Consider the following 26,581-nt stretch of genomic DNA (forward strand, 5'->3'; position numbering starts at 1 on the left):
GCATAGCTAAATCGACCGGGCAGGCGATAATGCGCGAGTCTTTTCACGCCACACAAGGAAATTGCGACGCGATGTTCGAGATCAAACCGTGGGACGCCGCCGAGTATCGGCAACAGACCCGCCGCAGCACGCTCATCGTGGCCGTGGTGTTCTTGGCGCTGGCGATGCTGCTGTCCAGTCTGGCCGTAATGCTGTTCGGTACGCCGGGGGGCGATAATTTACGCTTCAATGTCGGGGGCGTTTTCGCTGCCGTATTGGTCATGGCCGGGCTGATGCGCGGGTTTTTCTGGTCCCAGCCGTGGATGGCGGCGGCAGTGTACGGTTGGCAGCTCAAGCGCAGCCTGATGAGCATCACCAACGTGATGCACCAGGTGAAAGCCGGTGTACAGGCCCAGGATCCGGCGGCCATGAAGCTGCTGCGGTTTTATCACTTGGGCCTGGCCCAGATGCACCTGCTGGACGCCAACTCCAGCGACCACGCCTCGTTGATTCGCGAGGCCGACGAACATCTGGAAACGATGCAGGCGCTGGGCCTGGCCCCTGACCAATCGCGTCTGGACCCGGCCTGGATCGACACGGTGAAACAGGCCTACAGCGAGCGCCGATAACGCCACTCATCGGTTGCCTTGGGTAAAAAATAAAACCCAGGTGCCGGGACGCCTTTCTCATGAACAGTCATGGGAAGGAGAGTCGAGATGACTGGAAAGATCGTTCAGGGAACCTGGGCCATGCTCTGCGCGGCTACGGTCGGATTGGCAGGTTGCGCGGGCGATAACAGCCAGTCGCCGGTGGATGCGCCAGGCGCCGCGAAAACCCCGACCACCGCGACACTGGAAGCGGGGGCCGGGATCATGCAGAACAAACCCCCGTTGCAAGCGTTGGATACCTATCTTGATGGCTTCCATTTCTACAACGGGCGAATGTCCGGGCAAATGGAAGCGCATCACTACTGCACGGCCCTCAACGAAGAGGTGTTCCAGTGCGCCATCTACGATGCCAATACTGCCAAGGCCAAACTGATGGGCGTGGAATACATCATCAGCAAGCGCTTGTTCGAAGGCTTGCCTGCCGCCGAAAAGCAGCTGTGGCACAGCCATGTACATGAAGTGAAGTCAGGCCAACTGGTCGCGCCAGGCATCCCCGAAGTGGCGGAGACGCGCTTGATGAAAAACCTGGTCAGCACCTACGGCAAGACCTGGCATACCTGGCACACCGAGCAAGGCAACGCGCTGCCCTATGGTGTACCGCAACTGATGATGGGCTTCACTGCCGATGGCCAGATCGATTCGCAGTTGGTGGGCGAGCGCGACCGGCGGATGGGCATCGACAGCGAAGCGAAGAAACATGCCCGCGAATCGATCAACGCGCCGGTAATCGACCCTGGCGCGGATGCCTGGCAGAAAGGGCAGGTGTGGCAGATCAAGGATCCGACGGGGCATGCCCATTAAAGTAGTTTCAAAGATGCTTTTGTGGCGACGGAGCTTGCTTGCGCTGGGTTGCGGAGCAACCCCAGGGCTATCAACTTGGAAATATATAAGTAGTTAGGGCGGCTGCGCAGCCCAGCGGGCGCAAGCTCCCTCGCCACGGAGGGGCAGGGAGCGGAAATAAGGGGGGTAAAACGAATTACGGCTGTTTGAAATGCCCCGGAACATCATGTTCCGTTTCGTTTGGCTTAGTTCTTTTCTGAACTTGCACGTCACTGATCTTGAGGCTCTTAAGTTCAGTGAAGGTCACCCTCAAGAGTGCCTCGGCTTCTTCGGGGCTCAGCGTCTCGGTGTCACCCGCCAGCACCCGGCTATCGGGTTGACCGTCGGCGATGAAACTGACAATGAATCGATCCTGGCTCATTCGCTACCTCGACAGTTCAAGCGCCGGGACGCAGCAGAGCTGCGCCCCAACGATTCTCCGGGTTACGATTTCCTGCCGCCGCCGTGGCTGCGTTCGCCACCTTTGCGGCCAGCTTCAGAAGCTTTCTCCCGGTCATTTGCGAAGTTGCCGCCCGAAGCGTGTCCGCCTTTCTTGCCGGCTTCGGATGCTTTCTCACGGTCGTTTGCGAAGTTGCCTGGGTTTTTGTTTCCGCTATTAGCCATTTCGAGAATCCTCATTTTGGTTAAGCGAGTAAAACGTGCCTCGCAATACTGTGAAAGAAAACGGCAGAAGGAAGTTTAGAAAAAACGTTTCGCTGGCGACGAGCGGTCGATATTTATATAAGTCCATGGCGAAACCTATACAACCGTTTCGCTTGAACTTATACAGCATCGATTTTGTTAATTAAGTAAGTCGCGGCAAATGGTATTTATCCATCGAATTTCAGTCTTCCCCGCCGCTCACTTTCCAATGCTTGGCTTCAGGCGCAAACACCACCTGTTCAACCCGATGCGCTATGCCGAAGGCCAGCGAGTTTTCCGCTGGGATCACCCTCTCCTCGGCGCAAAGGCATTTGAAGATGTCCAGCTGCGTGGCGGCGCCGGCGGTTTCCTTGACGTAGATTTCCACGTACCGCGCCACGTCGTTGTCCAGGCTGGACAGGTATTCGCGCAAGCGCGAGTGGTCCACCGACTTCTGGCCGAAATACCAATTCATCGGGTGGATGAGGAAGCGCGAGTGGGGCGTAGTGGTGCGGTCGCTGGCGGCCAGGTACATGACGATGCCCATCGACTCGATGTTGCCGGCGTTCACGGCGCGCACCGGCACGGGGAGTGACTTGATGAAAGTGTAGAGGGTGAATCCGAAGTTGGTGCTACCGCCGACCGTAGAGAGGTTGAGCATCAGCGAGTCGGCGCCTTTTTCAATGGCCTCCAGACAGTTGTCCCGGAAGCGCTCGGTGGTTCCCTGATCGATCTGGCAATGGAAATGGACGATGTGTTCGGACATCTGAAACTCCTCTCGACGTCACGCGTTGACGAGTCTGCGGTTCGGCGGCTCTGTACAGTTGGGAGTCCGCCGGCTGTCGGATGTTCCACTTCCGTAACACGCTTATCGAGTCCGGCAACGAATCGATCGCTTCGGTCAACAGGCTTCGACGGCCTGGGCCATGCGTTGCAGGAACATCGTCAGTGCGGCTTCTTGCGGACTGAGGCCTTTGCGCACCCGGGGCTTGGGCAGCTCATGCAGCACACCGCGCATGAAGCCTTCCACCACGGCCGGGTGGATGTAGCATTTGCGACAGACGGCAGGGGTGTTGCCCAACTGCCGGGCGACCTGCCTGACCATCTCGGCCACGTGCCGCTTGGCCTCGGTTTCGGTTTCCCATTGCAGTGTGCGCAGTCCGTCCAGGGCGGCCGCGCTGCCCGCCCAGGTGCGGTAGTCCTTGGCGGTGAAATCGGCACCGGTGAGCGTCTTGAGGTAGGCGTTGATATCCGAAGACGTGATGGCGTGACGCTCGCCGTGTTCGTCCAGGTACTGGAACAGGTTCTGCCCGGGGATCTCCTGGCAACGCTTGACGATCCGCGCCAGGCGCCGGTCCTTGACGGTGATCTGGTGTTCGATGCCGCTCTTGCCGCGGAACTGGAACGCGATGGCGCTGCCGTTGACCGCGACATGCTTGTTGCGCAACGTGGTCAGGCCGTAGGAGCGGTTGTCCCGGGCGTATTGGGTATTGCCGACGCGGATCAGGGTCACGTCGAGCAAGGTGATGACCGTTGCCATGACTTTGTCGCGGCTGAAGCCGGGGGTGGCGAGGATCTCCTCCAGGCGCTTGCGCAACCGGGGCAGGGTGCGGCCGAATTCCAGCATGCGCGAATACTTGTCGGCATCGCGCACTTCGCGCCAGCGCGGATGATAACGGTACTGCTTGCGCCCACGGGCATCGCGGCCGGTGGCCTGCAGATGGCCCCGCGGGTCGGTGCAGATCCAGACATCCGTGTAGGCCGGCGGAACGGCCAAGGCATTGATGCGCTGGATTTCGGCTGCGTCAGTGATGCGCTCGCCCGAGGGATCGAAATAGCAGAATTTGCCCCGCAGTTTCCTGCGGGTGATGCCCGGCGCCGTGTCATCGACGTAATGCAAGTCGGCCGGGAGCGCATCGGGCAGCGGGGTGTCGGGCATGGTGGATCCTTGGCAATGAATTCAGTTGGCCTGTGAATTCATTGACCGCTGGCCGTTGCGGTCGTGCCGAGATTCTCATCTCACCCAATCGACCTTGTGGGGCGAGACTGCTCGCGAACGCTCTAGACACCGTCCGATAATTGGAAACTGGCTCACCGTCTTCGCGAGCAGGCTCGCTACCACAGGGATCTTCTGTGCGCAGAAAGGCTACGCCAACACCGCCACAGCCTTGATCTGCGCCCACAACACTTGCCCGGGATGCAGCTTCAACTGGTCGCGTGAATACCGGGTGATTCGCGCCAGCAGCGGTGTGCCGGTGGCTTCCAGGCGGATCAGCACATGGGCGGCGTTGTCACTGGCCAGTTCGCTGACGACCGTCACCGGCAACCGATTGAGGATGCTGGTCTGCGCATCGTTTGCCAGGCTCAGGCTGACGTCCCGGGCCTGGACCTTGAAACGCAGCGGCTGCCCGACAGCCAGGGGCGTGTGGGTGACCCGCACGTTGAGCTGGCTGTCGGGCAGGGCCAGGGTGAGCAACTGATAGTCCGGGTTGTAACCGACGACTTTGCCCTGGATCACCACGCCCGCGTCATCGCCCATGGCCAATGGCAGGTCGAGCCGGGCCAGGGTCTCGCCGATCGGCCCGCTGGCCAAGGCACGCCCGGCCTCCAGCAGTACGATGTGATCGGCCAGGCGCGCCACTTCGTCCTGGGAATGGCTGACGTACAACACCGGGATGTCCAGTTCATCGTGGAGCCGTTGCAGGTAAGGCAGGATCTCATTCTTGCGTCGCGTATCGAGGGCCGCCAAAGGCTCATCCATCAGCAACAGGCGCGGGCTGGTCAGCAAGGCGCGGGCGATGCCGACGCGCTGGCGCTCGCCGCCGGAGAGGTTGTGCGGCGGCCTGTCGAGCAGGTGGCCGATGCCCAGCAGTCCTGTCGCGTGGTTGATGTCCACGCGCCGTTGCGCCGCGGCAACGCGCTTGAGGCCGAACAAGAGGTTGTCGCGTACCGACAAGTGATCGAACAGGCTCGCCTCCTGGAAAACGTATCCCAGCGCTCGCTGGTGAGGCGGCACGAAAACCCCACGTTCGCTGTCTTGCCACACCTCGCCATTGACCTCGACGAAGCCCAGCGTCGGCCGGTCCAGCCCGGCGATGCAGCGCAGGCAGGTGGTCTTGCCGGAGCCGGATTCGCCGTACAGCGCTGTCACTCCACGGCCAGGCAATTGCAGATCCAGGTCCATGGAAAAATCGCCACGCTCGAGTTGAAATCTCGCCTGGATCATCGATCAGCTCCAACCGGCGCGGGTACGGCGGCTGGAGTACAGCGCCAGTAGCACCAGGAAAGAAAACACCAGCATCGCCGCCGCCAGCCAATGGGCCTGGGTGTATTCAAGGGCTTCGACATGGTCGTAGATCTGCACCGACACCACCCGGGTCTTCTCGGGGATGTTGCCGCCGATCATCAGCACCACGCCAAATTCGCCGACGGTGTGGGCGAAGCCGAGGATCGCGGCGGTGATGAAGCCGGGTCGGGCCAAGGGCAGGATGACGCTGAAGAAGGTGTCCCACGGCCCGGCCCGCAGGGTGGCGGCGACTTCCAGTGGACGGCTGCCGATCGCGGAAAAGGCGTTTTGCAGCGGCTGCACCACAAACGGCATCGAATAGATCACCGAGCCAATCACCAACCCGGTAAAGCTGAAGGTGAGGGTGCCAAGCCCGAGCGCCTGGGTGACCTGGCCAATCCAACCGTTGGGGCCCAATGCCAGCAGCAGATAAAAGCCGATCACGGTGGGCGGAAGCACCAACGGCAGGGCCACCACCGCGCCCACCGGGCCGCGAAGCCGCGACTGGGTGCGCGACAGCCACAGGGCAATGGGCGTGCCGATGAGCAGCAGGATCACCGTGGTCAGCGACGCCAGTTTCAGGGTCAGCCAGATGGCGGCGTAGTCGGCATCGGTCAGCGGCATCAGGGTTTGTAACCGTAGGCTTGGATGATGGCGGCGGCTTTCGGGCTCTTCAGATAGTCCATCAGCGCCCGGGCGGCGGGGTTGTCCCGGCCCTTGCCGAGGATCACGGCGTCCTGCTTGATCGGGTCGTGCAGTTCGGCCGGAACAATCCACGCCGAACCGCTTGCCAGCTTGCCGTCCTTGAATACCTGGGACAGGGCGACGAAGCCGAGCTCGGCATTGCCGGTGGAAACGAACTGATAGGCCTGGGTGATGTTCTGGCCTTCGACGATCTTGGCCTTGACCTGCCCGGTGAGCCCCATTTCAGCCAAGACCTGGGTGGCGGCGAGGCCATAGGGCGCGGTTTTCGGGTTCGCGATGGACAGGTGCTGGAACGCGTTTTTTCGCAGGACCTGGCCCTTGCCGTCAACGTAATCGTCCTTGGCCGACCATAACGCCAGCGTGCCGACGGCATAGGTGAAGCGCGAACCTTTGACGGCATCGCCTTCGTTTTCCAGTCGGGCCGGGGTTGTGTCGTCAGCGGCCAGGAACACTTCGAACGGCGCGCCGTTCTTGATCTGGGTGTAGAACTGCCCGGTCGCGCCGTATGCGGCGATCAGTTTGTGCCCGGTGTCCTTCTCGAAACCGGCGGCGATGGCCTGGATCGGCGCAGTGAAATTGGAAGCGACGGCGACTTGCACCTCATCGGCTTGGGCAGCGTTGGCATAAAGACAGGCAGCCAGGAGCGGGGCGAAATGGATGGGGCGCATGGGCAAGGTTCCGTGGGGGCGGGTTCGCTATATAGCGGAATATATAGCGAACCGCTGACAAACGGAACGCGGCGTTTTGTCAGCGTTGGCAGAGAGCCTGTACAGGTGACGTTGACCGAGCGGCCGCCTTCGCCAGCAGGCGCCCAAGTCAGCCCTTGAACCGAGCCAGCGCCTCCTCAGCCAGACGCCGCGTCAGCTCGCCACTGGGCAACTCACGCCCCATGGGAAACGCCTGGCCGGCCCAGAGATTGGAGAAGTCAGCTTCGTCCTTCGCGCGAAGGGGCATCAATGCTCCGCCCGCCAGAGGGAATGCCGGGGCGAGCGGGCTCATCGGGCCGACTTCGCGCATCACGCGGTTGACGATCCCTCGGGCCGGGCGACCGGTAAACAGGTTGGTGACCGCCGTCTGGCTTTCCTTGGCCGTGCGCAACGCCCGATGATGGGACGCGCTGATCTTCGCCTCGGGCGTGAACAGATAGGCACTGCCCAGTTGCACCGCCGACGCGCCCAGGGCAAACGCGGCGACGATTCCCCGTGCATCACCGATACCTCCGGTGGCGATCACCGGCACCTTCACTGCGTCCACGATCTGCGGCAGCAGGGCGAACAGGCCCACTTGAGTGTTGAGGTCTTCACTGAGGAACATCCCGCGATGACCGCCGGCTTCATAACCCATGGCGATGATCGCGTCGCAGCCGTGCTGTTCGAGCCAGATGGCTTCCTCGACGGTGGTGGCCGACGAGAGGATTTTCGCGCCGGTGGCCTTGACCCGATCCAGCAACGACTTTTCCGGCAGGCCGAAGTGGAAGCTGACCACCTTGGGCCGCAGTTCTTCCAGCACGCGACAGGCCGCATCGTCGAATGGCGTGCGATTGGACACTGGCGTCGGCGCGTCGAAATCCACGCCCAGTTCTTCGTAATAAGGCTTGAGTCGTTGTTTCCAGGCTTCGGCCCGCTGCTCATCAAAAACCGGCGGTTGATGGCTGAAAAAATTCACGCTGAACGGCTTGTCGGTCTGTTCGGCAATGTCGGTCAGCGCCTGGCGCAGTTGCGCCACATCCAGCATCGCCGCAGGCATCGAGCCCATCCCACCGGCATTGGACGTGGCGACTACCATCGCCGGACCGGTCACGCCAGCCAGCGGCCCCTGGATGATGGGATGCTCGATGCCGAGCAGGTCGAGAATGCGGGTGTCTGGCCACTGACTCATGTCCGGGTGTCTCCGACGGCAGAAGGAAACGCTGTTTTTAGCAGGTGTGACCCGGCCAGGGCCAGTCGAGTTTTTCAATCGATGCCCGGGTTGATCCCGACGCAAGGATCGGTACGATGCGGACTTCACCATCAAGGAGCCCGACCCATGGACATGAGACTCAGGACTGTCGACCCCTTCACGGTTGCCGGATTGCAGGTGCACACCCGTAACGCCGACGAGCAGCAGGGCGAGACCGCGAAAATCGGCCCGATGTGGCAGCAGTTCTTCACCGAAGGGCTGTTCGACCGGATCCCGGCGCGTCAGTCAGATTCGTTCGTCTACGGGGTGTATTCCGGCTACGAGTCTGATGCCACCGGCTATTTCGACGTGACGGCGGGGGTGCAGGTCGATGCCACGAGCGCAGGCTACCCCGCCGTGGACATCGAGGGCGGGGATTACCTGGTGTTCTCGGCCAAGGGTGAAATGCCCGATTGCGTGATCCAGGCCTGGGGGCTGATCTGGGCCTATTTCGCCGATAATCCGCAGACCGTGCGCCGGTTCACCACTGATTTCGAGGTGTACAACGCGCCTGATTCGGTGGCGATCTATATCGGCATTCAATCCTCAGGCGAGCGTTCCAGCGCCAGCAATTGACGCTTGCGCTCCACGCCCCAGCGATAACCCGACAAGTTGCCGTCGCTGCGTACCACGCGGTGGCAGGGGATCGCCACGGCGAGGCTGTTGGCGCCGCAGGCCTGGGCCACGGCGCGAACCGCTTTCGGCAAACCGATGCGCTGGGCAATCTCGGCATAGCTGGCGGTGCTGCCCGGTGGGATTTCCCGCAGGGCCTGCCAGACCCGCTCCTGGAACGCCGTGCCGCGCAGGTCCAGCGGCAAGTCCAGGCCCAGGGCCGGCGCTTCGATGAACCCCACCACTTGGGCGATCAATTGTTCGAATTCCCGGTCGGCGCCGATGAGGTTGGCGCGGCGGAATTTATCTTGCAGGTCGCGCACCAGTGCGTCCGGATCGTCCCCCAGCAGGATCGCGCACACGCCACGCTCGCTTTGCGCCACCAGGATCGCCCCGAGGGAGCACTGGCCGACGGCAAAGCGAATGTCGGTGTTTTGCCCGGCGGCCCGGTAGTCCGCGGGTTTCATACCAAGGACTTTGTCGGCGGCTTCATAGAAGCGGCTGTTGGAATTGAAACCTGCGTCGTACAGCGCTTCGGTGACTGAGCCGGCGTCGGCCAGGCGTTCGCGCACTTTGCGCGAGCGATGGGCGGCGGCGTAGGCCTTTGGGGTCAGGCCGGTGACGGATTTGAAGACTCGGTGGAAATGAAAGGGGCTCAAGCCTGCCGTCTTCGCGAGGTCATTCAGGCCTGGCAGGTCGTCGGCCGCCTCAATCTGGCGGCAGGCGGCCGCGACCCGCGCGGCTTGTTGCGCGGCGATCTGGGTCTGGTCCCTCGCCAGGCGTCTGCTGGGGCGGTAGCCGGCCGCCTGGGCCTGTTCCGGCGTGTCGAAGAATTCGACATTGCGCGGGTTCGGCAGGCGCGACAGGCTGCTGGGGTGGCAATAGATGCCGGTGGTCTTCACGCCATAGACAAATTGCCCGTCGGCGCGCGCATCCCGTGCGAGCACGGCGGCCCAGCGAGGGTCCTGATCAGGGGCGAGGGTATTCGAAGTGCTGTTCATGGTCGTTATTCCATTGGCCCGTTTTGGCTAGATTAGCGAGCCATCCAGCTGACGACACTCCGGGTCTTGCGGTTGAATTCTGCGCCTTTATCCCGCCATGCGGAACGTCAGGTTGATGCGCTGGGCGCCCAGGTGTGGATGCTCGCCCGGCTTGAGCGGCAGCACACCGTGGTAGCGCAACCGGTCCACGCCACCCCAGACCGCGATGTCGCCGTGGAATAACGGGACGCGCTGGCTTTTGTCGCTGCGCTCGAACCCGCCGAACTGGAATGTCGCCGGCAGGCCAAGGGAGAGTGAAACCACGGGGGCTGTCAGGGAACGTTCGTTCTTGTCCTGGTGCAGCGACATGCGTGCGCCGGGCACGTAGCGGTTGATAAGGCAGGCATCGGGCTCGAAGTGCTCGAACCCCGCCTGCCGGGCAGCAGTACGGGCCAGCTCGCGAAACACCGCCGGCATGTCGGGCCAGGGGTGGCCGGTCTGCGGATCATGGGCGGTGTAGCGATAGCCGCTGCGGTCGGTGGTCCAGCCGAGCGCGCCACAACTGGTCAAGGCCACCGACATGGTGAAACCGCCGGGCGTGACCATCTGCCGGAACGGTGCCGCCTGCAGGACGCTTTCCAGCGCTGGCAGCAAACGGTCGAGCCAGGGCAGGGCAAACCCGCGCAGCACGAAGGACTGCTGGCCGATCTGTTCGACCTGGCCGGGCGTGGTGGGCGCCTGGTCGGCGAACAGGTCGAAGGTGATGGGCGTGTCGTCATTGCGCATCATGAAAAATGATCCCGAGTGTATGCCGGCGGCCGCTGTGCACGCGGCTGACGCCGTGGCGCAAGTTGACTCGATAATAACCTCGAACGCCCTTGACCGGCCGCTGGTGTACGGCAAATACCAAGGCATCGCCTTGTTTCAAGTCGACGACCTGGGGCCGCGATTGCATGCGTGGGCGCTGCTCGGTAAGGACAAACTCGCCCCCGGTAAAATCCTCGCCCGGTGCCGATAGCAGGATTGCCACCTGCAACGGGAACACGTGCTCGCCGTAAAGATCCTGGTGCAGGCAGTTGTAGTCCTCGGGCTCGTACTGCAGGAGCAACGGGGTGGGGCGTTGCTGCCCGGCGGCGTGACAGCGGCGAATGAAGTCGGCGTGTTTGTCGGGAAAACGTGGGGCCAGGCCCATGCAATCGTTCCAGCGGTTAGCCACCGCAACCAGCATCGGATAAAGCGACTGGCGCAGTTGCTGGACAACGTCAGGCAGTGGATAGGCAAAATACTGATACTGGCCGCGACCGAATCCATGGCGCGCCATTATTACCCGCGAACGAAAAAGCCCGGGCTCGGCGTACAAGCCGCTCAACTGTTGGCATTGCGCCGCCGGCAGCAGGTTGCGAATGATCGCGCAGCCGTCCTGGTCGAGGCTTTCCGCCAGGGTGGGCCAGTCGAGGTCGGCGAGGTGTTGGGTCAGGGAGGACGTAGTGGACATGATTGCAATCCTGTTGGAAGGACTGGTCAGTCTGAAGAATGCCGCGGTGCAGGCACCCCGATTCTTGCGGTGTGAAGCGCTTTTGTGGCGAGGGAGCAAGCTCCCTCGCCACAGGAAGCTGCTGGCAGGCTTCAGAGTGCCTTGCTGACCTTGAGCTCGGTGATCTCATCACCCGTGTCGCCATGCAGCTTTTTCAGCGTGGCCATGGCTTCTTGGTCAGTGCCGGTTTGCAGTTGCGCGAACTCGAAGCGGCGTTCACCGTTGAGTTTGTACTTGATAACGTATTTGGTCGTCGGAGCCACGGTATTACCTATCTTGGGCAAGGGTCGCTCAGCTCAGCTTAGAGCTGGAGCGCCGGATGATCTTGATCTTGTGGGTCAGGGTCGGCTTGCGGGTGACGCTGATGGCGCGACGGTTGACGGTGTCGATGGTGATGTTCCAGAAACCGGTGCTGGGGGCGGTGATCCTTGCGGGGAACGTGTCGAATGCGCCGCCGTGGTAGGTGTGCCGGCCACCGTTCTTGAAACTACGGAAATTGGCGTCGTTCATCAAACGGATGTTGCACATTTGGGAGCATTCGATCACGACGATATCGTCTTCGTTGAGGTGCTCGCGCTGGTGGATGAATTTCATGGGCGCCTCCAGAAGGGCATTTCTTGCAAATCAAGACAGTAAGATGAAGCAATCATAATGGCGCGCAGTTTATCAGCACCGTGAGTTAATATCCGGCCCCGATCCTCTGCGTCTTTCATTTATCCGGCCTTTGCGGATAAAAAATGGAAGGGCGTTGGAGAAAAACGACATTCGCATTGTCGGAGGGTCTTTATCGGAGGAATCATATGAAGCGCAGCGTGTGGGTATTGGCCTTGGCCTTGGGTGGATGTGCATCGGTATCGGACATCAACCAGACGCCGCCCACCATGAGCGTCATCTCCGGGAAAAAACCTCACGAGTACGCCAAGTGTGTTGCCGACAATCTGCTGGAGAGCCGCGGCCAGTTGCAAATGGAGCCGCAAAAGAATGGCGTCCGGGTGATCGTCCCCGGCAAGCTGTCGGCGCTTCCGGCGGCGGTGTTCGATATCGAGGAGCGCTCCAGCGGCAGCAGCATCAAGCTGCATGAGAGCCTGTCCAACGTACCCGTGCGTCCTGGCGATGTGCAGGACGCGGCCAATGCCTGCATCTCCGGTTAGGCGGGGCTCGCCCTGACGGACAGGCCACGCATCGGTTAGACTGCCGCCTTCGATACAAAAATGCCGCCACGGTCGCCGTTGGCGGCATTGTCATTCATGGAGTCCGGTCGATGAAACGCGAACAGGTGCACGAGCGCCACGCAGAGGGGCTGATCTTGGCCACTCATGTGATCCAGAACCCCGCGAGCACGGGAGAATGGATCGTCTTCTTCAAGAAAAGCGCGGGGCGCAGTTTCTTCCTCGTGGACGATCAGGACGAAGTCGAATCCTTCGAGCGCCTCGACGACCTGATCGAGACCCTGCGCAGTCTGGGCATCAAGTTCGCCGAGATCCACATCTAGCCACTCGCCAAAAAAGAAACGTAGTTGCGAAACAGGACACTGGGTCTATTTGCAGACGACTACGACGCTGCGGCTGGTGAAGTTTCCTACGTCGACACCGAGGGTCTTCTCGCTGTCGTTGGCCTGTGGTGTGCCGTCAGTACCGACGATGCGGTAACCGGTACCGGCACAGGACGCATCCGCTTTCTCATAACAAGCCGCCCAGGAATTGGCCTCGCCTGAACAGTCGATGGCCAGGCCTTGTTCGCCGTTGTTCAGGTAGGTCTTTTCAGCCGAGGCACAGCCTGCCAAGGCCAGGACTGCAAACAGCGCCAGGAATGTCTTCATGAGGAGTCATCGTGAGGGGAGGAATGGCGCGAGATTATAGCGAATGGCCATTCCGGTACAGCTAAACCAGCGGCCCTCTCCGAGCAGCAGGGCTCGGGTGGGGCCGGCTGATTATTTCTTGCGGCGATTATTGCGTGCCGGAGCCTGTTCGCGTTCCCGTGGCGCTGGTGCAGAGCGCTCGTCCTGGAATACCGCGGCGACTTCCACCGCCATCGTTTTGGTGGGCAAGGGGCCGGCGACCTGCTCGCCATGGTAGTTGATAATCCACCATTGGCCGTCCTTGTCCTGGCTGACCGAATAACCGTTTGCGTTCTGTGTTGCCGACATCTAACTGCCTCGTTGGCGGGATCAAGGCGGCCATGATACGCCAAATGCTCGCAAACAGCGTCGATGGGCGTACAGTGGGGACCGCTGGAACCATCGAAGCGAAAGGCGATTGAACTATCGCCCGGTTTATTTCTCTATGATGGCATCGGTTGGCCAGCGCAGGCATTGTAAGGTGCCTGCCGGCTGATTAGACTGCGCCGAAACTCGTACACACCGCCTTTTCAAGGACTTATATGATCAAGAAATGCTTGTTCCCAGCAGCCGGTTACGGTACTCGCTTCCTGCCAGCGACTAAAGCCATGCCCAAGGAAATGCTGCCGGTGGTGAACAAGCCACTGATCCAGTACGGCGTCGAAGAAGCCCTGGATGCGGGCCTGACGGAAATTTCCATCGTCACCGGCCGTGGCAAGCGCGCCCTGGAAGACCATTTCGACATCAGCTACGAGTTGGAAAACCAGATCAAGGGCACCGACAAGGAAAAATACCTGGTCGGCATCCGCAAACTGCTGGACGAGTGCTCGTTCTCCTACACCCGCCAGACCGAAATGAAAGGCCTGGGCCACGCGATCCTGACCGGCCGCCCGCTGATCGGCGACGAACCGTTTGCCGTGGTCCTGGCGGACGACTTGTGCGTCAACCTGGAAGGCGACGGCGTACTGACCCAGATGGTCAAGCTGTACAAGCAGTTCCGTTGCTCCATCGTGGCGATCCAGGAAGTGGATCCGCAGGAAACCAACAAGTACGGTGTCATCGCCGGCGAAATGATCCGCGAAGACATCTACCGCGTTCACAGCATGGTCGAGAAACCAAAGCCTGAAGACGCGCCGTCGAACCTGGCTATCATCGGCCGCTACATCCTGACCCCGGACATCTTCGACCTGATCGAACAGACCGAGCCAGGCAAGGGCGGTGAAATCCAGATCACCGACGCTCTGATGAAACAGGCCCAGAACGGCTGCGTAATGGCCTACAAGTTCAAGGGCAAGCGTTTCGACTGCGGTGGCGCCGAAGGCTACATCGACGCGACCAACTTCTGCTTCGAGAACTTCTACAAGACCGGCAAGGCTTACTGATAGCCTGCCGGCGTCACACCTTGAAAAACGCCCCGACTGGTTCGGGGCGTTTTTTTGCAAAACTATCGGAGGCTAGCCTGTGCCGGCGATGCCCGGCATCATGCCTTTTGCTGCATCTGCCGGATGACATTGCCGAACAAGGGATCGTCCAGGTAGGCCACGTTGAGCCGGGTCCAGGGCACGATGTTCTTCGGCTGGGTGGAAAAGATTGCCCCCGGCGCGAGCATGACGCCCTGGCCCAGGCAATGGCGAGTCAGCGCATTGGAGTCCTCCACGCCGGGAAACCGCGCCCAGAGGTACAGGCTCTGTTCCGGCCGGCAGAACACCTCGGCACCCAGTTCGTCGAGCAACGTCAGCCCTCGGGCCGTGGCCAGGCGCAGGCGGTCCTGCAGGCGCGACAGGTGCCGCAGGAAGTGACCTTCACCGAGGATCACGTCAATAGTTCGTTCACTGTATTCGGCCCCGCTGTTGTGCAGCACCATCTTGATGTCGGCCAGTTCCTCTATTCGCTGCTTGCTGCCGGCGATAAAACCCACCCGTAACGCCGCCGACACCGACTTGGAAAAACTGCCCAGGTACAGTGTGCGCTGCAACTGGTCCAGGGCCGAGAGCTTCATCGCCGAGCTGGGTTTGAAATCAGCCATGGCGTCGTTTTCCACCAGCAGCAGGTCATGGGTTTCTGCGATGCGCAGCAGTTGGTGGGCCTTGGCCGGGGAGAGGTCCGAGCCGGTGGGGTTGTGGCCGATGGACTGGAGGAAAAACAGCTTGGGCCGGTGCGCCTTGATCAGTTGTTCGAGGGCCTCCAGGTCCGGTCCGTCGGGTTCGCGTCGCACGCCGAGCATTCGTGCGCCTTGCAACTGGAGTTTGCCGAACAAGGGGTAATAACCGGGGTCTTCTACCAGCACCGGGTCGCCCGGCATCACATAGCGCCGGATGATCAGGTCCATGCCGTGGTTGGCCCCCAGGGTGGTAACCAATTGCCGGGTCGAGACCGCGATATTATAGCCGGCGAGCTTCTGCACCAGCCGCGCCCGCAGGCCCGAGTTGCCCAGCCGCGTGCCGTAGCGAAATAGCGTGGTGACACCGGCCCGCACCACCTGGCGATGGAATTTGTCCAGGCGCATGTCCATCAGCCATTCCACCGGCGGGAAGCCCTCGCCCAAATGCGAGTGTCCTGGGTCGCGGACGAATTGCTGGCGCATCATCCAGATGGTGTCCAGGGCGCGGTTGTAGGGCAGGGCTTCGTCTTCCTCGGCGACGGTTGCCACCCGCTTGATCACGAAAAAGCCCTGGCCATGACGCGCCTCCACCAGGCCTTCCGCTGCCAGATGCTCATAGGCGGTAATCACGGTGTTTTTCGAGTGTCCGTGCAGGCGCATGTATTCGCGCAGGGAAGGCAGTTTTTCGCCAGCCCTCAGCGCTCCGTCGGTGATCTGCTGCGTGATGGCTGCAGCGACCTGCTGTGCGAGGGTCTGGCGCGCCATAAAGGCTCCTGTCGAATCCGGATAGGGGTACAGAGGGCGAACTGTTCGGCAAAACTGTACCTTCTTTCAAGGCTACACATGGGGCAATTTGTCGGCATCCAATAACAAATGACTCCCCGAGGAGCCCTTGATGTCGATCGATTCCCGCTTGCCCGATTTCCGCAATCTTTCCCCCTCCGAACGCCTCGAACACATCCGCCAGCTATTGGACCTGAGTGCTGATGACGCCGCGCTGTTGCGTGACGCGGGTGCGCTGCCGCTGGAAATCGCCGATGGCATGATCGAGAACGTCATTGGCAAGTTCGAGCTGCCTTATGCCATCGCCAGCAACTTCCGCATCAATGGTCGCGACCTGTTGATTCCCCTGGTGGTCGAGGAACCCTCGATTGTCGCAGCCGCTTCGTTCATGGCCAAACTGACCCGCCCGGCCGGTGGCTTCCAGACTTCCAGCAGCGCGCCGCTGATGCGCGCCCAGGTGCAGATCATCGGTGTGTCCGATCCCTTCAATGCACGGCTGAGCCTGTTGCGCAGCAAAGAGCAAATCATGGCGCTGGCCAATAGCAAGGACCAGTTGCTCAACAAGCTGGGCGGCGGTTGCCGCGACCTTGAGGTCCACACTTTTGCCGACAGCCCTCGTGGCTCGATGCTGGTGGCGCACCTGATCGTCGACGTGCGCGACGCCATGGGCGCCAATACCGTGAACACCATGGCTGAAGCCGTGGCGCCGCTGATGGAAGAGATCACGGGCGGTAAGGTGCGCCTGCGCATCCTGTCCAATCTGGCGGACCTGCGCCTGGCCCGTGCCCAGTTGCGCATCGCCCCGGAGCAGTTGGACACCGCCCAGTACAGTGGCGCGGACGTGATCGATGGCATCATCGACGCGTACACGTTCGCGGCCATCGACCCTTACCGCGCGGCGACTCACAACAAGGGCATCATGAATGGCATCGACCCGCTGGTGGTCGCCACCGGAAACGATTGGCGTGCGGTGGAAGCGGGAGCCCATGCATACGCCTGTCGCAGCGGCCACTACGGTTCCCTGACCACCTGGGAAAAGGACAGCGCCGGCCACCTGGTGGGCACCCTCGAAATGCCGATGCCCCTGGGCCTGGTGGGCGGCGCGACCAAGACACATCCGCTGGCGCAACTGTCGTTGCGCATCCTCGGCGTCAAGACCGCCCAGGAACTGGCGGAAGTTGCCGTGGCCGTCGGCCTGGCCCAGAACCTCGGCGCCCTGCGAGCCCTGGCCACCGAGGGCATCCAGCGCGGACACATGGCGCTGCATGCGCGCAACATCGCGCTGTCCGCCGGCGCCCGCGGCGAGGAATTGGAGTGGTTGGTCAAGCGCATGGTCGAGGCGCGGGACGTACGGGCCGACCGTGCCGAAGCCCTGCTGCGCGAAAAGCGCGGGCAATGAGCATGGACAGCGTCAGGCTGGTGGAGGTTGGCGCCCGGGACGGCCTGCAGAACGAGGCTCGCAGCCTGCCCGTCGAGACCCGCGTGCTGTTGCTGGAGCGGCTGGCCGCGGCCGGTTTGCGCACGATTGAGTCCGGCGCTTTCGTCTCGCCGCGCTGGGTGCCGCAGATGGCCGGCTCCGATGAGGTGCTGCGTCGGCTCACGCCGCGGCCTGGGGTAACGTACACCGCGCTGGTGCCCAACCTTGAGGGGCTGGAGCGGGCGCTGGCGGTCGGCTGCCGCGAGGTGGCGGTATTCGCAGCGGCGTCCGAGGCGTTCTCGCAACGCAACATCAATTGCTCCATCGCCCAGAGCCTGGAGCGCTTCCAGTCGGTACTGGCCAGGGCCCGGGAGGCGGGTGTGGCGGTGCGCGGCTACGTCTCCTGCGTGATGGGTTGCCCGTTCACTGGCCAGGTGCCAACGGCCCGGGTCGTCGAGGTCGCGCGGGCCCTACACGAAATGGGCTGCTACGAAATCAGTCTTGGCGACACGATCGGTACTGGCACACCGGGCCAAACGGCGCGGTTGATCAAGGCCTGTGTCGCCGAAGTGCCGCTCACGGCGCTGGCTGCGCATTTTCATGACACCTACGGCATGGCCGTGGCCAATGTGCATGCCGCGCTCGAGGCTGGCGTCAGGGTGTTCGACAGTTCGGTCTCGGGCCTGGGCGGCTGCCCGTATTCTCCGGGAGCTACCGGCAATGTCGCCAGTGAAGAACTGGTGTATCTGTTCCATGGCCTGGGCCTGTCCACGGGCATTGATCTGGCGCGGCTGATTAAAGCCGGCGCCTTTGTCGACCAGGCCTTGCACCGTCCTACCGGCTCGCGAGTCGCCAAGGCCCTGCTCCACAAGCACAATCAATTGGAGATCCCATGAAGCTGCTCACTGAAACGCTGGCGAACCTCAGCAAGGCCACAGGGCCCCTCAAGGGAGTGACCGTGCTGGACCTGACGCGGGTTGTGGCCGGGCCTTATTGCGCCATGTTGCTGGCGGACATGGGGGCCACGGTTATCAAGATCGAAAACCCGGGCGATCCCGACCTGACGCGGGAGTTCCCGCCCATGAGCCGTACCTCCAGCGAGCCGCTGAGCGGTTTTTTCGCCCAGTTCAATCGCAACAAGATGGCGGTGGGCCTGGACCTCAAGCAAGCCGACGGCAAGGCCACGTTCCTGGCGATGGTGCGTAAGGCCGATATCGTGATCGAGAACTTCCGACCCGGCACCATGGATAAGCTCGGCCTGGGGTACAAGGTGCTCAAGGAGATCAACCCGGCGCTGGTATTCACCGCCATCAGCGGCTTCGGCCAGCACGGGCCCAACTCGTTGCGCCCGGCCTTCGATAGCAGTGCCCAGGCCAGCGGTGGATTGTGGTCGATGAACGGCACGGTGGAGGAGCCGATGCGCGTCGGCACCGTGTTGGGCGACCTGTCAGCGGCGTTGTACGCCGCGATCGGCACGCTGGGGGCGCTTCGCGAAGCCGAGCGCACGGGCCTTGGTCAACTGGTGGACGTGTCGCAGCAGGATTCGATCGTCTCCCTGACCGAAAACGCCCTGGTGACTTACACCGAGACCGGCAAGGTGGTGCAGCCGGAGGGTAACGGCCATCCGTTCGTGAGGCCTTACGGGCGCTACGCCTGCAAGGACGGCTTCGTGTTCTTCGGCGCCTACACCGACAAGTTCTGGCGCGAAGCCTGCCGGACCTTCGGCGATGAAGCCCTGGCCTCCGACCCGGAAATCGACACTATGGCCAAGCGCTTCGATGCCGACACTTATCGGCGCAAAGTCAAGCCCGCCGTCGAGCGCTGGTGCGCCGCCCGCACCAAGGCCGAACTGGAAGCCATGACCGGCGACCGCTTCCCGCTGTCGCCGATCAAGAGCATGGACGAAGTGGTCGCCGACCCACACCTGCGCGAGCGCGACATGGTGGTGACGGTGGATTATCAGGGGGCGCGGTTCGACGTGTTCGGCAACCCGGTGAAACTGTCCGGCGGCACCCTGGAAAAAGGCGCCAGCGCACCCGGCGTCGGCCAGCATAACCTGCAGGTGTACCGTCAGTGGCTGGGGCTCGACCAGGCGCAGTACGACGATCTGCGGCTGCGAGGTGTCATTTGATGCCGGCTTGCATGTGTGTGACCGTCGGATGGGGAGGCCGTCCATGAGCTTGATCACCGAGTCGATCAGAAGCTGCATCGGTGCTGCCCTGCCGCCCGTGCGGTTTGAGGTCTGCCGCAGTGACATCCGCAAGTACGCGGTGGCCACCGGACAGCGCCAGGCCCGTTTCCTGAATGGGGACGAGGCGCCGTTGATGTTTCTGTTCGGCGTGTTGATGCCGGTACTGCCCCTGGACCAGTTGCTCGAAGACGGCCGGCAGCCGGACAACCCGCTGGTCCCCGAGCTGCCGCTCAAACGCATCATGGCCGGCGGTTGCCAGTACCAGGTCCACCGGCGGATTAGGGCTGGCGATGTGCTGGTGTGCAGGCAGACGCTGGTCGATATCTACGAGAAAGAGGGCGCGCAAGGCCCATTGATTTTCCTGGTGTTCGAAAATCGCTTCGAAAGCGAAGCGGGGTTGCTCCTGGTGACCGAACGCCTGACCCGGATCGCGAGGTGAGCATGCCCAAGACAATCGAAGTCGGCCAGCTGCTGTCATCGCAGCGTTATGCACCGGGTACGGTACAACTGTTCCTTTACAACGCGGCGATCTGGAACCCGCATCGGATCCACTATGACCTGGCCTACGCCCGGGAATGCGAAGACCATCCGGCGCTGCTGGTGGACGGACCGCTGCAAGGCGATTGGCTGACCCAACAGGTCTATGAGTGGATGGAGGAGGACGATGAGCTACTGGCATTCGAATACAGCAACCGACGACCGGCCTATGTCGGCGATGTGCTCGAGGCCCGGGGCAAAGTCGAAGGTATCGAACACAACCTCATCCTGCTGTCGCTGGAGATCATTAACCAACATGGGCAAGTGACCACCCTGGGCCGCGCCACGGTACGTCGGCCCCAGGCCGATTGACCTGCACCGGATTGACCCTTTACCCGTCACCGGCCATTGACCGGGACGGTCTATTCCTCGATAAAAACAAAAGCCCGCAAGGGCCGGAGGACACCATGCAACACGACCATTCAACGCCAGCCTTGGCGCCCGAACCCTCCTTGGGAGAGGGCGGTCCAGCAAGACAGAACCTCTACGAAGTCTGGGGCGACACCATCGACGTCCGCGACCTGGCGATCTCCATCGCTATCGGCGCGGTGGTCAGCCTCGGGGCTTATTTTGCCGCCAAGCTGTTGATGCACAGCCTGGTGGAATCCGCGCAGATGGCCAGGGCCTACGCCATGCTTGTCGGGATCCTTGGTTGCTTGGCCGGCGGCGCCATCAGCGCGTTTTTTTTCAAGCCCAAGCGCGAGGTGCTCGAACACCAGGCCGACCAGGGTTTCCGCGAGCAAGTGGTGGCGGATCTGCTGAAGGAGTACGGCAGCTTGGGGCGCCTGGAAGATCTTTCACCCGAGGTCACCGCTGAGCTGAAGGAACTGCAACTGTATGAATTGTTTCGCCAAGCCCAGGCCTGTGAGGAAGAGGCTCGCCCGGTCAATGCCAGCGTGGCGCCGAGCGCCGGCGCAGCGGTCAGCCTGAGTGGAGGGCGCGGCTGATGGACGCCTTACTCTACGAAATCATGGTTGCGTTCGCTCTGGGACTGTTGGGAGCGGTGGTGTTCGCCGCCATTGGCCTGGTCTCGGGCACGGATGAAACCACCACCCTGGCGCCCTTGACCCTGCTGGTGGTGCTACTTGGCGCACCGCCTGCCGGTGTCCTGACTTTTTTCCTGGCGGGGGCGGTGGCCAAGCACATGACCCACGCGGTGCCGACCGCATTGCTCGGCATCCCCGGCGATACTGCGGCGACCGCGTTGCTGGCGGACGCGAACTACCTGCGCAAACTCGGCGTACCCCATATTGCCTTGCGCAAGATGATCTCCGGGGCGGCGGTGGCGGCTTTGATTGCCGTGCCCTTGTCGGTGCTGTTCGCAGTGCTGCTGGCGCCGTTCGGTGAGGTCATCAAGCAATTTGCGCCCTGGGTGTTTCTCTGCGCGGCACTGACCATCGCTTATTTCTCGGCGGGCCGCTGGGCGGCGGTGCTGGCCCTGGTGCCATTCGTCATGGTGATCGTGGCCTTGCAGGCGCTGACCGGGCAATACGGGGTGAAGCTTTCGGTGAGTTACTTCCTCGGCATTGCCGTCGCGCCCCTGATCGCCTCGCTGTTTTCCCTGCTGGCGCCGGCCGAACGGCAACGCATGCGGCGCGACGACTACCGAGTGTTTTCCCTGGCCCCCGATGTGAAGGGCTGGAGCGGCTATTTTCCCAACCCATTGAAGATCATCAACCCGCGTCAGACTCGCGTGACGGCCATGGCGGCCAGCGTATCGAGCGCCACGTTCGTGTTCAGTCCGGTGGCCATGACGGTGATAATGGGCGAGATCATCGGCTCACGGATCAAGCACGCCTATGACCGCCTGACCACCGTGATCACCGCGCGAAACGGCGTTACCGAATCGACCTACATCGCCGAAACCCTTATCCCGCTGATGGCCTTCGGACTGCCGCTGAGCCCGGTCGCTGCGGGCCCGGCCGCGCCCTTGTTCAATGCGCCCCCGCGGTTCTGGGTGGACAACGCCACCGGTGAGATCAATAACCTGCACAATTTGCTCAACACCTGGGAGTTCCTGGGCTACGGCATGCTCGCGGTGATCGTGGCGATCCTGGTGGCGTATCCGTTCACCATGAACTTCGCCCATGGCGCGGCGGCGTTCGTGGCACGCCGGATCAGTCATGAGGCGGTCATCGCAACTTTCATCGGCCTGGTACTGGTGATCGGTATCTGGGAGGGCGGGCTGCTGGGCCTGATGGTGATTCTCACGATCGGCCTGTTGGGAGGATTTCTGGCGCGTTTCCTGGGCTTCAACATCGGCGTGCAGTTCATGGCCTACTACACGGCGGTGCTCAGCGTACCGGCGATCGTCGCGCTGGCAGGAAGCTAGCGCCTGCGCGTCATCAAGCTTTCCTGACTTGAACCATCCAGGGTGCAGCAGATCCGCAACGATCTGCTGCTGCCCATCAAACGAAATAATAACAATGAACAGCTTTTCTGGCGTTCGACGAGAACCGGCTGATCATCAGCTACCCTGTCTCGATCCATTGACCCGCTAGCCCCTGACGGGATTGTGCCCCGCTGGAGCGGACCGACCCATTGCGGGTTGTTCCGCGGCGGCTGGCTTTTGCGTTTTCCATCCCCATAACCATCGCAACGCTGCCTCAGGTGAAAACAGCAGGTATGCTGACAACCTGCCGAAGGAGATAGAAAATGGCCTACGATTTTGACTTGTATGTGATTGGCGCCGGTTCCGGTGGTGTGCGGGCGGCGCGGTTTGCCGCCGGTTTCGGGGCCAAGGTGGCCGTGGCGGAGAGCCGCTACCTGGGCGGTACGTGCGTTAACGTCGGTTGTGTGCCGAAAAAACTGCTGGTCTACGGCGCGCATTACGCCGAAGACTTCGAGCAGGCATCGGCCTATGGCTGGACGGCGGGCGATGTGAGTTTCGACTGGGCCACGCTGATCGCCAACAAAGATCGCGAGATCAATCGCCTCAACGGCATCTACCGCAACCTGCTGGTCAACAGTGGCGTGACGTTGCATGAAGGACACGCCAGGATCACCAATCCTCACGAAGTGGAGATCAATGGCGAGCGCCACACCGCCCGGCACATCATGATCGCCACCGGTGGCTGGCCGGTGATCCCGGACATCCCGGGGCGCGAGCACGCCATCAGCTCCAACGAGGCGTTCTTTCTCAAGACGCTGCCCAAGCGCATGCTGGTGGTGGGGGGCGGCTACATTGCGGTGGAGTTCGCCGGGATTTTCCATGGCATGGGCGCGCAAACATCCTTGCTCTATCGCGGTGACTTGTTCCTGCGTGGCTTCGACGGCGCGGTGCGCAAGCACCTGGCCGAAGAGCTGCAGCGTCGTGGCCTGGACCTGCAATTCAACGCAGACATCCAGCGCATCGACAAGGAAACTGACGGCAGCCTGAAGGTGACGCTCAAGGACGGTCGTACGCTGTCCACCGATTGCGTGTTCTATGCCACCGGCCGGCGCCCGATGCTGGACAACCTGGGCCTGGAGAACACCGGCGTGACGCTGGACGAAAAAGGCTTCGTTCAGGTCAATAAGGAATACGAGACTGCCGAACCATCGATCCTGGCCATTGGCGACGTGATCGGCCGTGTGCAGCTCACGCCTGTCGCACTGGCCGAAGGCATGGCGGTGGCGCGGCGCTTGTTCAAGCCCGAGCAGTATCGCCTGGTGGACTACCGGATGATCCCCACGGCGGTGTTCAGCCTGCCGAACATCGGCACGGTTGGCCTGACGGAAGAACAGGCTCGTGAAGAGGGCCATGAGGTGCAGGTTTTCGAAAGCCGTTTCCGGCCGATGAAGCTGACCCTCACTGACTGCCAGGAACGGACCTTGATGAAGTTGGTGGTCGATGCCAGGACCGACAAGGTGCTGGGTTGCCACATGGTCGGGCCGGACGCCGGGGAAATTGTCCAGGGCCTGGCGATCGCCCTCAAGGCGGGCGCCACCAAGCGCGATTTCGATGAAACCATCGGTGTGCACCCGACCGCCGCCGAAGAATTCGTCACCATGCGTACGCCTACCGCCTGATTACCCCTCCGTCCATGGGGCTGTGATCCATTGATCCAGCCCTGTGAACTGTCAGGCAACTGCCACGATCAACCGATCGCCGCCTTCGGCAGCCTCCACAGATTTCTTCTATCTATATAGATTCCTGATAGTCAAAACCAATCATTGACATGAGCTTTGGCAATGAGCCAACGGCGAAATGAGTGGCTAAGATTCATCCCATCAACTTCACAACCCCTGACGGAGAGTCAACGATGCCTATCATCAACAGCCAAGTTAAACCGTTCAAAGCCACCGCGTTCAAAAACGGCGCTTTCGTCGAAGTGTCGGACGCTGACCTGAAAGGCAAGTGGTCTGTCGTGTTCTTCTATCCGGCTGACTTCACCTTCGTTTGCCCAACCGAGCTGGAAGACCTGGCTGACAACTACGCCGAGTTCCAGAAGCTGGGCGTCGAGATCTACAGCGTTTCCACCGACACTCACTTCGCCCACGCTGCCTGGCACAACACTTCGCCAGCCATCGGCAAGATCCAGTACACCATGATCGGCGACCCGACCCTGGCCATTTCTCGCAACTTCGACGTGCTGATCGAAGAAGCTGGCCTGGCTGACCGCGGTACTTTCGTGATCAACCCTGAAGGCCAGATCAAGATCGTTGAAATCAACGACGGCGGTGTAGGCCGTGACGCTTCCGAGCTGCTGCGCAAGATCAAGGCTGCCCAGTATGTTGCTGCTCACCCAGGCGAAGTCTGCCCAGCCAAGTGGAAAGAAGGCGAGGCCACCCTGGCTCCGTCCCTGGACTTGGTCGGCAAGATCTAAACCAGTGCGTTACCAGAGGGCGATTCGCTCTTGATCAAGTAAGCCGCTTCGCCCCAAAAAACGCCCGGGCGAGATTCGCTCGGGCGTTGTTTTTTCTGAAATTCAAACATGGAAATCGCCCGTATGTTGGACGCCAATCTTAAAGCTCAGTTGAAGTCATACCTGGAACGGGTCACCCAGCCGATCGAGATCGTTGCATCCCTCGACGACGGTGCGAAATCCCAGGAAATGCTCGCGTTACTCAAAGACGTTGCCAGTCTTTCCAACCAGATTACCTTGCTCGACAACGGCACCGATGCGCGCAAGCCCTCGTTCTCGTTGAACCGCCCGGGAGCGGACATCAGCCTGCGTTTCGCCGGTATTCCCATGGGCCATGAATTCACTTCGTTGGTACTGGCCCTGCTGCAAGTCGGTGGCCACCCTTCGAAGGCCAGTGTCGACGTGATCGAACAGATCCGCTCGCTCAAGGGCGAGTTCAACTTCGAGACATATTTCTCGCTGTCGTGCCAGAACTGCCCGGACGTGGTCCAGGCGCTGAACCTGATGGCGGTGCTGAACCCGAACATCAAGCATGTCGCCATCGACGGCGCGCTGTTCCAGGCCGAAGTCGATGAACGCCAGATCATGGCCGTGCCAAGCATCTACTTGAACGGTGTGAACTTCGGCCAGGGCCGCATGGGCCTGGAGGAAATCCTCGCCAAGATCGACACCAGCGGCATCGAACGCCAGGCCGAGAAGATCAGCGCCAAGGATGCCTTTGACGTGTTGGTGGTCGGCGGTGGCCCGGCCGGTGCTTCGGCGGCCATCTATGCGGCCCGCAAAGGCATCCGCACCGGTGTGGCGGCCGAGCGTTTCGGTGGCCAGGTGCTCGACACCATGGCGATCGAGAACTTTATCTCGGTCCAGGAAACCGAAGGCCCGAAACTGGCCGTTGCCCTGGAAGAGCACGTCAAGCAGTACGACGTGGACATCATGAACCTGCAACGCGCCGACGCCCTGGTGCCTGGCACGGATGGTGGGCTGCATGAAATCAAGTTCGCCAGCGGCGCGAGCCTCAAGGCCAAAACCGTGATCCTGGCGACCGGTGCACGCTGGCGCGAAATGAACGTGCCGGGCGAGCAGCAATACCGCAACAAGGGCGTGGCGTACTGCCCGCACTGCGATGGTCCGCTGTTCAAAGGCAAGCGCGTGGCAGTGATCGGCGGCGGTAACTCCGGCGTCGAGGCGGCCATCGACCTGGCAGGTATCGTGTCCCACGTCACGCTGCTGGAGTTCGACGTGCAATTGCGGGCCGACGCGGTGTTGCAACGCAAACTGCACAGCCTGCCGAATGTGACGGTGATCACCCATGCCCAGACCACTGAAGTGACGGGTGACGGTCAGAAGGTCAACGGCCTGCGCTACAAGGACCGTCCGAGCGGTGAAGTGCGCGACGTGGCGCTGGAAGGGATCTTCGTGCAGATCGGCCTGTTGCCCAACACCGATTGGCTCAAGGGCACCGTAGAGCTGTCACCGCGCGGCGAGATCATCGTCGATGCCCGTGGCGAAACCTCGATCCCTGGCGTGTTCGCTGCCGGTGACGTCACCACCGTGCCGTACAAACAGATCGTGATCGCCGTGGGTGAGGGTGCCAAGGCCTCGTTGAGCGCCTTCGATCACCTGATCCGCACCTCCGCACCGGCCTGATCGCCAGTCGCTGAAAAAACAAAACCCCATGGGCCCTGGCCCAGGGGTTTTTTTTTGA

32 protein-coding genes are annotated in these 26,581 nt (G+C 61.7%); 16 read left to right on the forward strand and 16 right to left on the reverse strand.

Going from position 1 to position 26,581, the window contains the following annotated elements:
* Nucleotides 1-71: 71 nt before the first annotated feature.
* Nucleotides 72-608, forward strand: a complete 537-nt coding sequence (locus tag VQ575_RS10190; RefSeq protein ID WP_325919585.1) for a DUF3087 family protein — start codon at nt 72-74, stop codon at nt 606-608.
* Nucleotides 609-695: 87 nt separating this feature from the next.
* Nucleotides 696-1,448: an OBAP family protein gene (locus VQ575_RS10195; protein WP_039592955.1), complete on the forward strand. Its 753-nt coding sequence runs from the start codon at nt 696-698 to the stop codon at nt 1,446-1,448.
* A 175-nt stretch (nt 1,449-1,623) separates the two neighbouring features.
* Here the strand turns inward: VQ575_RS10195 and VQ575_RS10200 are convergent, their stop codons facing one another.
* The 8 genes from VQ575_RS10200 to VQ575_RS10235 form a co-directional block, all read right to left on the reverse strand.
* Entirely contained in the window at nt 1,624-1,848 is a 225-nt protein-coding gene (locus VQ575_RS10200; protein WP_039592956.1) for a hypothetical protein, read from the reverse strand.
* A gap of 62 nt (nt 1,849-1,910) precedes the next feature.
* Nucleotides 1,911-2,090, reverse strand: coding sequence for a con-10 family general stress protein (locus tag VQ575_RS10205; protein ID WP_003182983.1), 180 nt, complete (start codon nt 2,088-2,090; stop codon nt 1,911-1,913).
* Nucleotides 2,091-2,310: 220 nt separating this feature from the next.
* The gene (locus VQ575_RS10210; RefSeq protein WP_039592957.1) at nt 2,311-2,874 is read right to left on the reverse strand and encodes an ATP-dependent Clp protease proteolytic subunit; all 564 of its coding nucleotides are present in this window, start codon (nt 2,872-2,874) and stop codon (nt 2,311-2,313) included.
* A gap of 135 nt (nt 2,875-3,009) precedes the next feature.
* Entirely contained in the window at nt 3,010-4,047 is a 1,038-nt protein-coding gene (locus tag VQ575_RS10215; RefSeq protein WP_198723467.1) for a DNA topoisomerase IB, read from the reverse strand.
* Between the two features lie 207 nt (nt 4,048-4,254).
* Nucleotides 4,255-5,334, reverse strand: coding sequence for a molybdenum ABC transporter ATP-binding protein (gene modC / locus VQ575_RS10220; protein WP_198723469.1), 1,080 nt, complete (start codon nt 5,332-5,334; stop codon nt 4,255-4,257).
* A 3-nt stretch (nt 5,335-5,337) separates the two neighbouring features.
* Nucleotides 5,338-6,018: a molybdate ABC transporter permease subunit gene (gene modB / locus VQ575_RS10225; protein ID WP_039592960.1), complete on the reverse strand. Its 681-nt coding sequence runs from the start codon at nt 6,016-6,018 to the stop codon at nt 5,338-5,340.
* Complete coding sequence (modA, locus tag VQ575_RS10230; RefSeq protein ID WP_198723471.1) at nt 6,018-6,767, reverse strand: molybdate ABC transporter substrate-binding protein; 750 nt, start codon at nt 6,765-6,767, stop codon at nt 6,018-6,020. The genes modB and modA overlap by 1 nt, the downstream gene beginning before the upstream one ends.
* 148 nt (nt 6,768-6,915) lie before the next feature.
* On the reverse strand, nt 6,916-7,977 hold the full coding sequence (locus VQ575_RS10235) for an NAD(P)H-dependent flavin oxidoreductase (protein WP_039592962.1): 1,062 nt from the start codon (nt 7,975-7,977) through the stop codon (nt 6,916-6,918).
* A 147-nt stretch (nt 7,978-8,124) separates the two neighbouring features.
* Here VQ575_RS10235 and VQ575_RS10240 point away from each other — a divergent pair, with 147 nt between their 5' ends.
* Nucleotides 8,125-8,613, forward strand: a complete 489-nt coding sequence (locus VQ575_RS10240) for a GyrI-like domain-containing protein (RefSeq protein ID WP_039592963.1) — start codon at nt 8,125-8,127, stop codon at nt 8,611-8,613.
* On the opposite strand, the gene ada is transcribed toward VQ575_RS10240, so the two are convergent.
* The 5 genes from ada to VQ575_RS10265 form a co-directional block, all read right to left on the reverse strand.
* On the reverse strand, nt 8,577-9,650 hold the full coding sequence (gene ada / locus VQ575_RS10245; RefSeq protein ID WP_045155693.1) for a bifunctional DNA-binding transcriptional regulator/O6-methylguanine-DNA methyltransferase Ada: 1,074 nt from the start codon (nt 9,648-9,650) through the stop codon (nt 8,577-8,579). The genes VQ575_RS10240 and ada overlap by 37 nt on opposite strands.
* Nucleotides 9,651-9,737: 87 nt before the next feature.
* Complete coding sequence (gene alkB, locus VQ575_RS10250) at nt 9,738-10,418, reverse strand: DNA oxidative demethylase AlkB (protein WP_411829943.1); 681 nt, start codon at nt 10,416-10,418, stop codon at nt 9,738-9,740.
* Nucleotides 10,405-11,124 (reverse strand): 2OG-Fe(II) oxygenase, encoded by a 720-nt coding sequence (locus VQ575_RS10255; RefSeq protein WP_325919587.1) that lies wholly within the window; start codon nt 11,122-11,124, stop codon nt 10,405-10,407. The genes alkB and VQ575_RS10255 overlap by 14 nt, the downstream gene beginning before the upstream one ends.
* Before the next feature lie 131 nt (nt 11,125-11,255).
* A complete protein-coding gene (locus tag VQ575_RS10260) occupies nt 11,256-11,438 on the reverse strand; it encodes a hypothetical protein (RefSeq protein WP_411829971.1) in 183 nt (60 codons plus the stop codon).
* 16 nt (nt 11,439-11,454) lie between these two features.
* On the reverse strand, nt 11,455-11,757 hold the full coding sequence (locus VQ575_RS10265) for a DUF1883 domain-containing protein (protein ID WP_003182962.1): 303 nt from the start codon (nt 11,755-11,757) through the stop codon (nt 11,455-11,457).
* A gap of 206 nt (nt 11,758-11,963) precedes the next feature.
* Between VQ575_RS10265 and VQ575_RS10270 the strand changes: the two genes are divergently transcribed.
* Entirely contained in the window at nt 11,964-12,314 is a 351-nt protein-coding gene (locus VQ575_RS10270) for a hypothetical protein (protein WP_039592966.1), read from the forward strand.
* Nucleotides 12,315-12,424: 110 nt separating this feature from the next.
* Nucleotides 12,425-12,655 carry a hypothetical protein gene (locus VQ575_RS10275; RefSeq protein WP_039592967.1) on the forward strand — a complete coding sequence of 77 codons (231 nt, stop codon included), beginning with the start codon at nt 12,425-12,427 and terminating at the stop codon, nt 12,653-12,655.
* 45 nt (nt 12,656-12,700) lie between these two features.
* Here the strand turns inward: VQ575_RS10275 and VQ575_RS10280 are convergent, their stop codons facing one another.
* Nucleotides 12,701-12,982, reverse strand: a complete 282-nt coding sequence (locus tag VQ575_RS10280; protein ID WP_039592968.1) for a hypothetical protein — start codon at nt 12,980-12,982, stop codon at nt 12,701-12,703.
* Between the two features lie 111 nt (nt 12,983-13,093).
* Nucleotides 13,094-13,309, reverse strand: coding sequence for a hypothetical protein (locus tag VQ575_RS10285; RefSeq protein WP_039592969.1), 216 nt, complete (start codon nt 13,307-13,309; stop codon nt 13,094-13,096).
* Nucleotides 13,310-13,542: 233 nt separating this feature from the next.
* Here VQ575_RS10285 and galU point away from each other — a divergent pair, with 233 nt between their 5' ends.
* A complete protein-coding gene (galU, locus tag VQ575_RS10290; protein WP_039592970.1) occupies nt 13,543-14,382 on the forward strand; it encodes a UTP--glucose-1-phosphate uridylyltransferase GalU in 840 nt (279 codons plus the stop codon).
* Between the two features lie 98 nt (nt 14,383-14,480).
* Here galU and VQ575_RS10295 read toward each other — a convergent pair whose 3' ends face one another.
* Nucleotides 14,481-15,866 carry an aminotransferase-like domain-containing protein gene (locus tag VQ575_RS10295; protein ID WP_198723481.1) on the reverse strand — a complete coding sequence of 462 codons (1,386 nt, stop codon included), beginning with the start codon at nt 15,864-15,866 and terminating at the stop codon, nt 14,481-14,483.
* 130 nt (nt 15,867-15,996) lie between these two features.
* Here VQ575_RS10295 and VQ575_RS10300 point away from each other — a divergent pair, with 130 nt between their 5' ends.
* The 10 genes from VQ575_RS10300 to ahpF all read left to right on the forward strand — a co-directional run bounded on the left by VQ575_RS10300 (nt 15,997) and on the right by ahpF (nt 26,523).
* Complete coding sequence (locus VQ575_RS10300) at nt 15,997-17,283, forward strand: hydroxymethylglutaryl-CoA reductase, degradative (protein ID WP_039592972.1); 1,287 nt, start codon at nt 15,997-15,999, stop codon at nt 17,281-17,283.
* Nucleotides 17,280-18,197 carry a hydroxymethylglutaryl-CoA lyase gene (locus VQ575_RS10305; RefSeq protein WP_325919590.1) on the forward strand — a complete coding sequence of 306 codons (918 nt, stop codon included), beginning with the start codon at nt 17,280-17,282 and terminating at the stop codon, nt 18,195-18,197. Before VQ575_RS10300 ends, VQ575_RS10305 begins: the two co-directional genes overlap by 4 nt.
* On the forward strand, nt 18,194-19,432 hold the full coding sequence (locus tag VQ575_RS10310) for a CaiB/BaiF CoA transferase family protein (RefSeq protein ID WP_039592974.1): 1,239 nt from the start codon (nt 18,194-18,196) through the stop codon (nt 19,430-19,432). Before VQ575_RS10305 ends, VQ575_RS10310 begins: the two co-directional genes overlap by 4 nt.
* Before the next feature lie 43 nt (nt 19,433-19,475).
* Entirely contained in the window at nt 19,476-19,931 is a 456-nt protein-coding gene (locus VQ575_RS10315; protein WP_325919591.1) for an FAS1-like dehydratase domain-containing protein, read from the forward strand.
* Nucleotides 19,932-19,933: 2 nt separating this feature from the next.
* Nucleotides 19,934-20,341, forward strand: a complete 408-nt coding sequence (locus VQ575_RS10320; RefSeq protein ID WP_325919592.1) for a hotdog family protein — start codon at nt 19,934-19,936, stop codon at nt 20,339-20,341.
* Nucleotides 20,342-20,436: 95 nt separating this feature from the next.
* Nucleotides 20,437-20,976 (forward strand): hypothetical protein, encoded by a 540-nt coding sequence (locus tag VQ575_RS10325; RefSeq protein WP_325919593.1) that lies wholly within the window; start codon nt 20,437-20,439, stop codon nt 20,974-20,976.
* On the forward strand, nt 20,976-22,361 hold the full coding sequence (locus tag VQ575_RS10330) for a tripartite tricarboxylate transporter permease (RefSeq protein ID WP_198723483.1): 1,386 nt from the start codon (nt 20,976-20,978) through the stop codon (nt 22,359-22,361). Before VQ575_RS10325 ends, VQ575_RS10330 begins: the two co-directional genes overlap by 1 nt.
* Nucleotides 22,362-22,684: 323 nt before the next feature.
* Nucleotides 22,685-24,040, forward strand: coding sequence for a glutathione-disulfide reductase (gorA, locus tag VQ575_RS10335; RefSeq protein ID WP_325919594.1), 1,356 nt, complete (start codon nt 22,685-22,687; stop codon nt 24,038-24,040).
* 233 nt (nt 24,041-24,273) lie between these two features.
* Nucleotides 24,274-24,837, forward strand: coding sequence for an alkyl hydroperoxide reductase subunit C (gene ahpC, locus VQ575_RS10340; protein WP_011061677.1), 564 nt, complete (start codon nt 24,274-24,276; stop codon nt 24,835-24,837).
* Between the two features lie 123 nt (nt 24,838-24,960).
* The gene (gene ahpF / locus VQ575_RS10345; protein WP_039592979.1) at nt 24,961-26,523 is read left to right on the forward strand and encodes an alkyl hydroperoxide reductase subunit F; all 1,563 of its coding nucleotides are present in this window, start codon (nt 24,961-24,963) and stop codon (nt 26,521-26,523) included.
* Nucleotides 26,524-26,581 lie beyond the last annotated feature (58 nt).

The sequence above is a fragment of the Pseudomonas frederiksbergensis genome (genome assembly GCF_035751725.1).
Classification (GTDB): domain Bacteria; phylum Pseudomonadota; class Gammaproteobacteria; order Pseudomonadales; family Pseudomonadaceae; genus Aquipseudomonas; species Aquipseudomonas frederiksbergensis_A.

Bases quoted from the DNA above. Each gene is read 5' to 3' on its own strand.
- VQ575_RS10190 (WP_325919585.1), top strand. From the start codon at position 72: ATGTTCGAGATCAAACCGTGGGACGCCGCCGAGTATCGGCAACAGACC.
- VQ575_RS10195 (WP_039592955.1), top strand. From the start codon at position 696: ATGACTGGAAAGATCGTTCAGGGAACCTGGGCCATGCTCTGCGCGGCT.
- VQ575_RS10200 (WP_039592956.1), bottom strand. From the start codon at position 1,848: ATGAGCCAGGATCGATTCATTGTCAGTTTCATCGCCGACGGTCAACCC.
- VQ575_RS10205 (WP_003182983.1), bottom strand. From the start codon at position 2,090: ATGGCTAATAGCGGAAACAAAAACCCAGGCAACTTCGCAAACGACCGT.
- VQ575_RS10210 (WP_039592957.1), bottom strand. From the start codon at position 2,874: ATGTCCGAACACATCGTCCATTTCCATTGCCAGATCGATCAGGGAACC.
- VQ575_RS10215 (WP_198723467.1), bottom strand. From the start codon at position 4,047: ATGCCCGACACCCCGCTGCCCGATGCGCTCCCGGCCGACTTGCATTAC.
- modC (WP_198723469.1), bottom strand. From the start codon at position 5,334: ATGATCCAGGCGAGATTTCAACTCGAGCGTGGCGATTTTTCCATGGAC.
- modB (WP_039592960.1), bottom strand. From the start codon at position 6,018: ATGCCGCTGACCGATGCCGACTACGCCGCCATCTGGCTGACCCTGAAA.
- modA (WP_198723471.1), bottom strand. From the start codon at position 6,767: ATGCGCCCCATCCATTTCGCCCCGCTCCTGGCTGCCTGTCTTTATGCC.
- VQ575_RS10235 (WP_039592962.1), bottom strand. From the start codon at position 7,977: ATGAGTCAGTGGCCAGACACCCGCATTCTCGACCTGCTCGGCATCGAG.
- VQ575_RS10240 (WP_039592963.1), top strand. From the start codon at position 8,125: ATGGACATGAGACTCAGGACTGTCGACCCCTTCACGGTTGCCGGATTG.
- ada (WP_045155693.1), bottom strand. From the start codon at position 9,650: ATGAACAGCACTTCGAATACCCTCGCCCCTGATCAGGACCCTCGCTGG.
- alkB (WP_411829943.1), bottom strand. From the start codon at position 10,418: ATGATGCGCAATGACGACACGCCCATCACCTTCGACCTGTTCGCCGAC.
- VQ575_RS10255 (WP_325919587.1), bottom strand. From the start codon at position 11,124: ATGTCCACTACGTCCTCCCTGACCCAACACCTCGCCGACCTCGACTGG.
- VQ575_RS10265 (WP_003182962.1), bottom strand. From the start codon at position 11,757: ATGAAATTCATCCACCAGCGCGAGCACCTCAACGAAGACGATATCGTC.
- VQ575_RS10270 (WP_039592966.1), top strand. From the start codon at position 11,964: ATGAAGCGCAGCGTGTGGGTATTGGCCTTGGCCTTGGGTGGATGTGCA.
- VQ575_RS10275 (WP_039592967.1), top strand. From the start codon at position 12,425: ATGAAACGCGAACAGGTGCACGAGCGCCACGCAGAGGGGCTGATCTTG.
- VQ575_RS10280 (WP_039592968.1), bottom strand. From the start codon at position 12,982: ATGAAGACATTCCTGGCGCTGTTTGCAGTCCTGGCCTTGGCAGGCTGT.
- VQ575_RS10285 (WP_039592969.1), bottom strand. From the start codon at position 13,309: ATGTCGGCAACACAGAACGCAAACGGTTATTCGGTCAGCCAGGACAAG.
- galU (WP_039592970.1), top strand. From the start codon at position 13,543: ATGATCAAGAAATGCTTGTTCCCAGCAGCCGGTTACGGTACTCGCTTC.
- VQ575_RS10295 (WP_198723481.1), bottom strand. From the start codon at position 15,866: ATGGCGCGCCAGACCCTCGCACAGCAGGTCGCTGCAGCCATCACGCAG.
- VQ575_RS10300 (WP_039592972.1), top strand. From the start codon at position 15,997: ATGTCGATCGATTCCCGCTTGCCCGATTTCCGCAATCTTTCCCCCTCC.
- VQ575_RS10305 (WP_325919590.1), top strand. From the start codon at position 17,280: ATGAGCATGGACAGCGTCAGGCTGGTGGAGGTTGGCGCCCGGGACGGC.
- VQ575_RS10310 (WP_039592974.1), top strand. From the start codon at position 18,194: ATGAAGCTGCTCACTGAAACGCTGGCGAACCTCAGCAAGGCCACAGGG.
- VQ575_RS10315 (WP_325919591.1), top strand. From the start codon at position 19,476: ATGAGCTTGATCACCGAGTCGATCAGAAGCTGCATCGGTGCTGCCCTG.
- VQ575_RS10320 (WP_325919592.1), top strand. From the start codon at position 19,934: ATGCCCAAGACAATCGAAGTCGGCCAGCTGCTGTCATCGCAGCGTTAT.
- VQ575_RS10325 (WP_325919593.1), top strand. From the start codon at position 20,437: ATGCAACACGACCATTCAACGCCAGCCTTGGCGCCCGAACCCTCCTTG.
- VQ575_RS10330 (WP_198723483.1), top strand. From the start codon at position 20,976: ATGGACGCCTTACTCTACGAAATCATGGTTGCGTTCGCTCTGGGACTG.
- gorA (WP_325919594.1), top strand. From the start codon at position 22,685: ATGGCCTACGATTTTGACTTGTATGTGATTGGCGCCGGTTCCGGTGGT.
- ahpC (WP_011061677.1), top strand. From the start codon at position 24,274: ATGCCTATCATCAACAGCCAAGTTAAACCGTTCAAAGCCACCGCGTTC.
- ahpF (WP_039592979.1), top strand. From the start codon at position 24,961: ATGTTGGACGCCAATCTTAAAGCTCAGTTGAAGTCATACCTGGAACGG.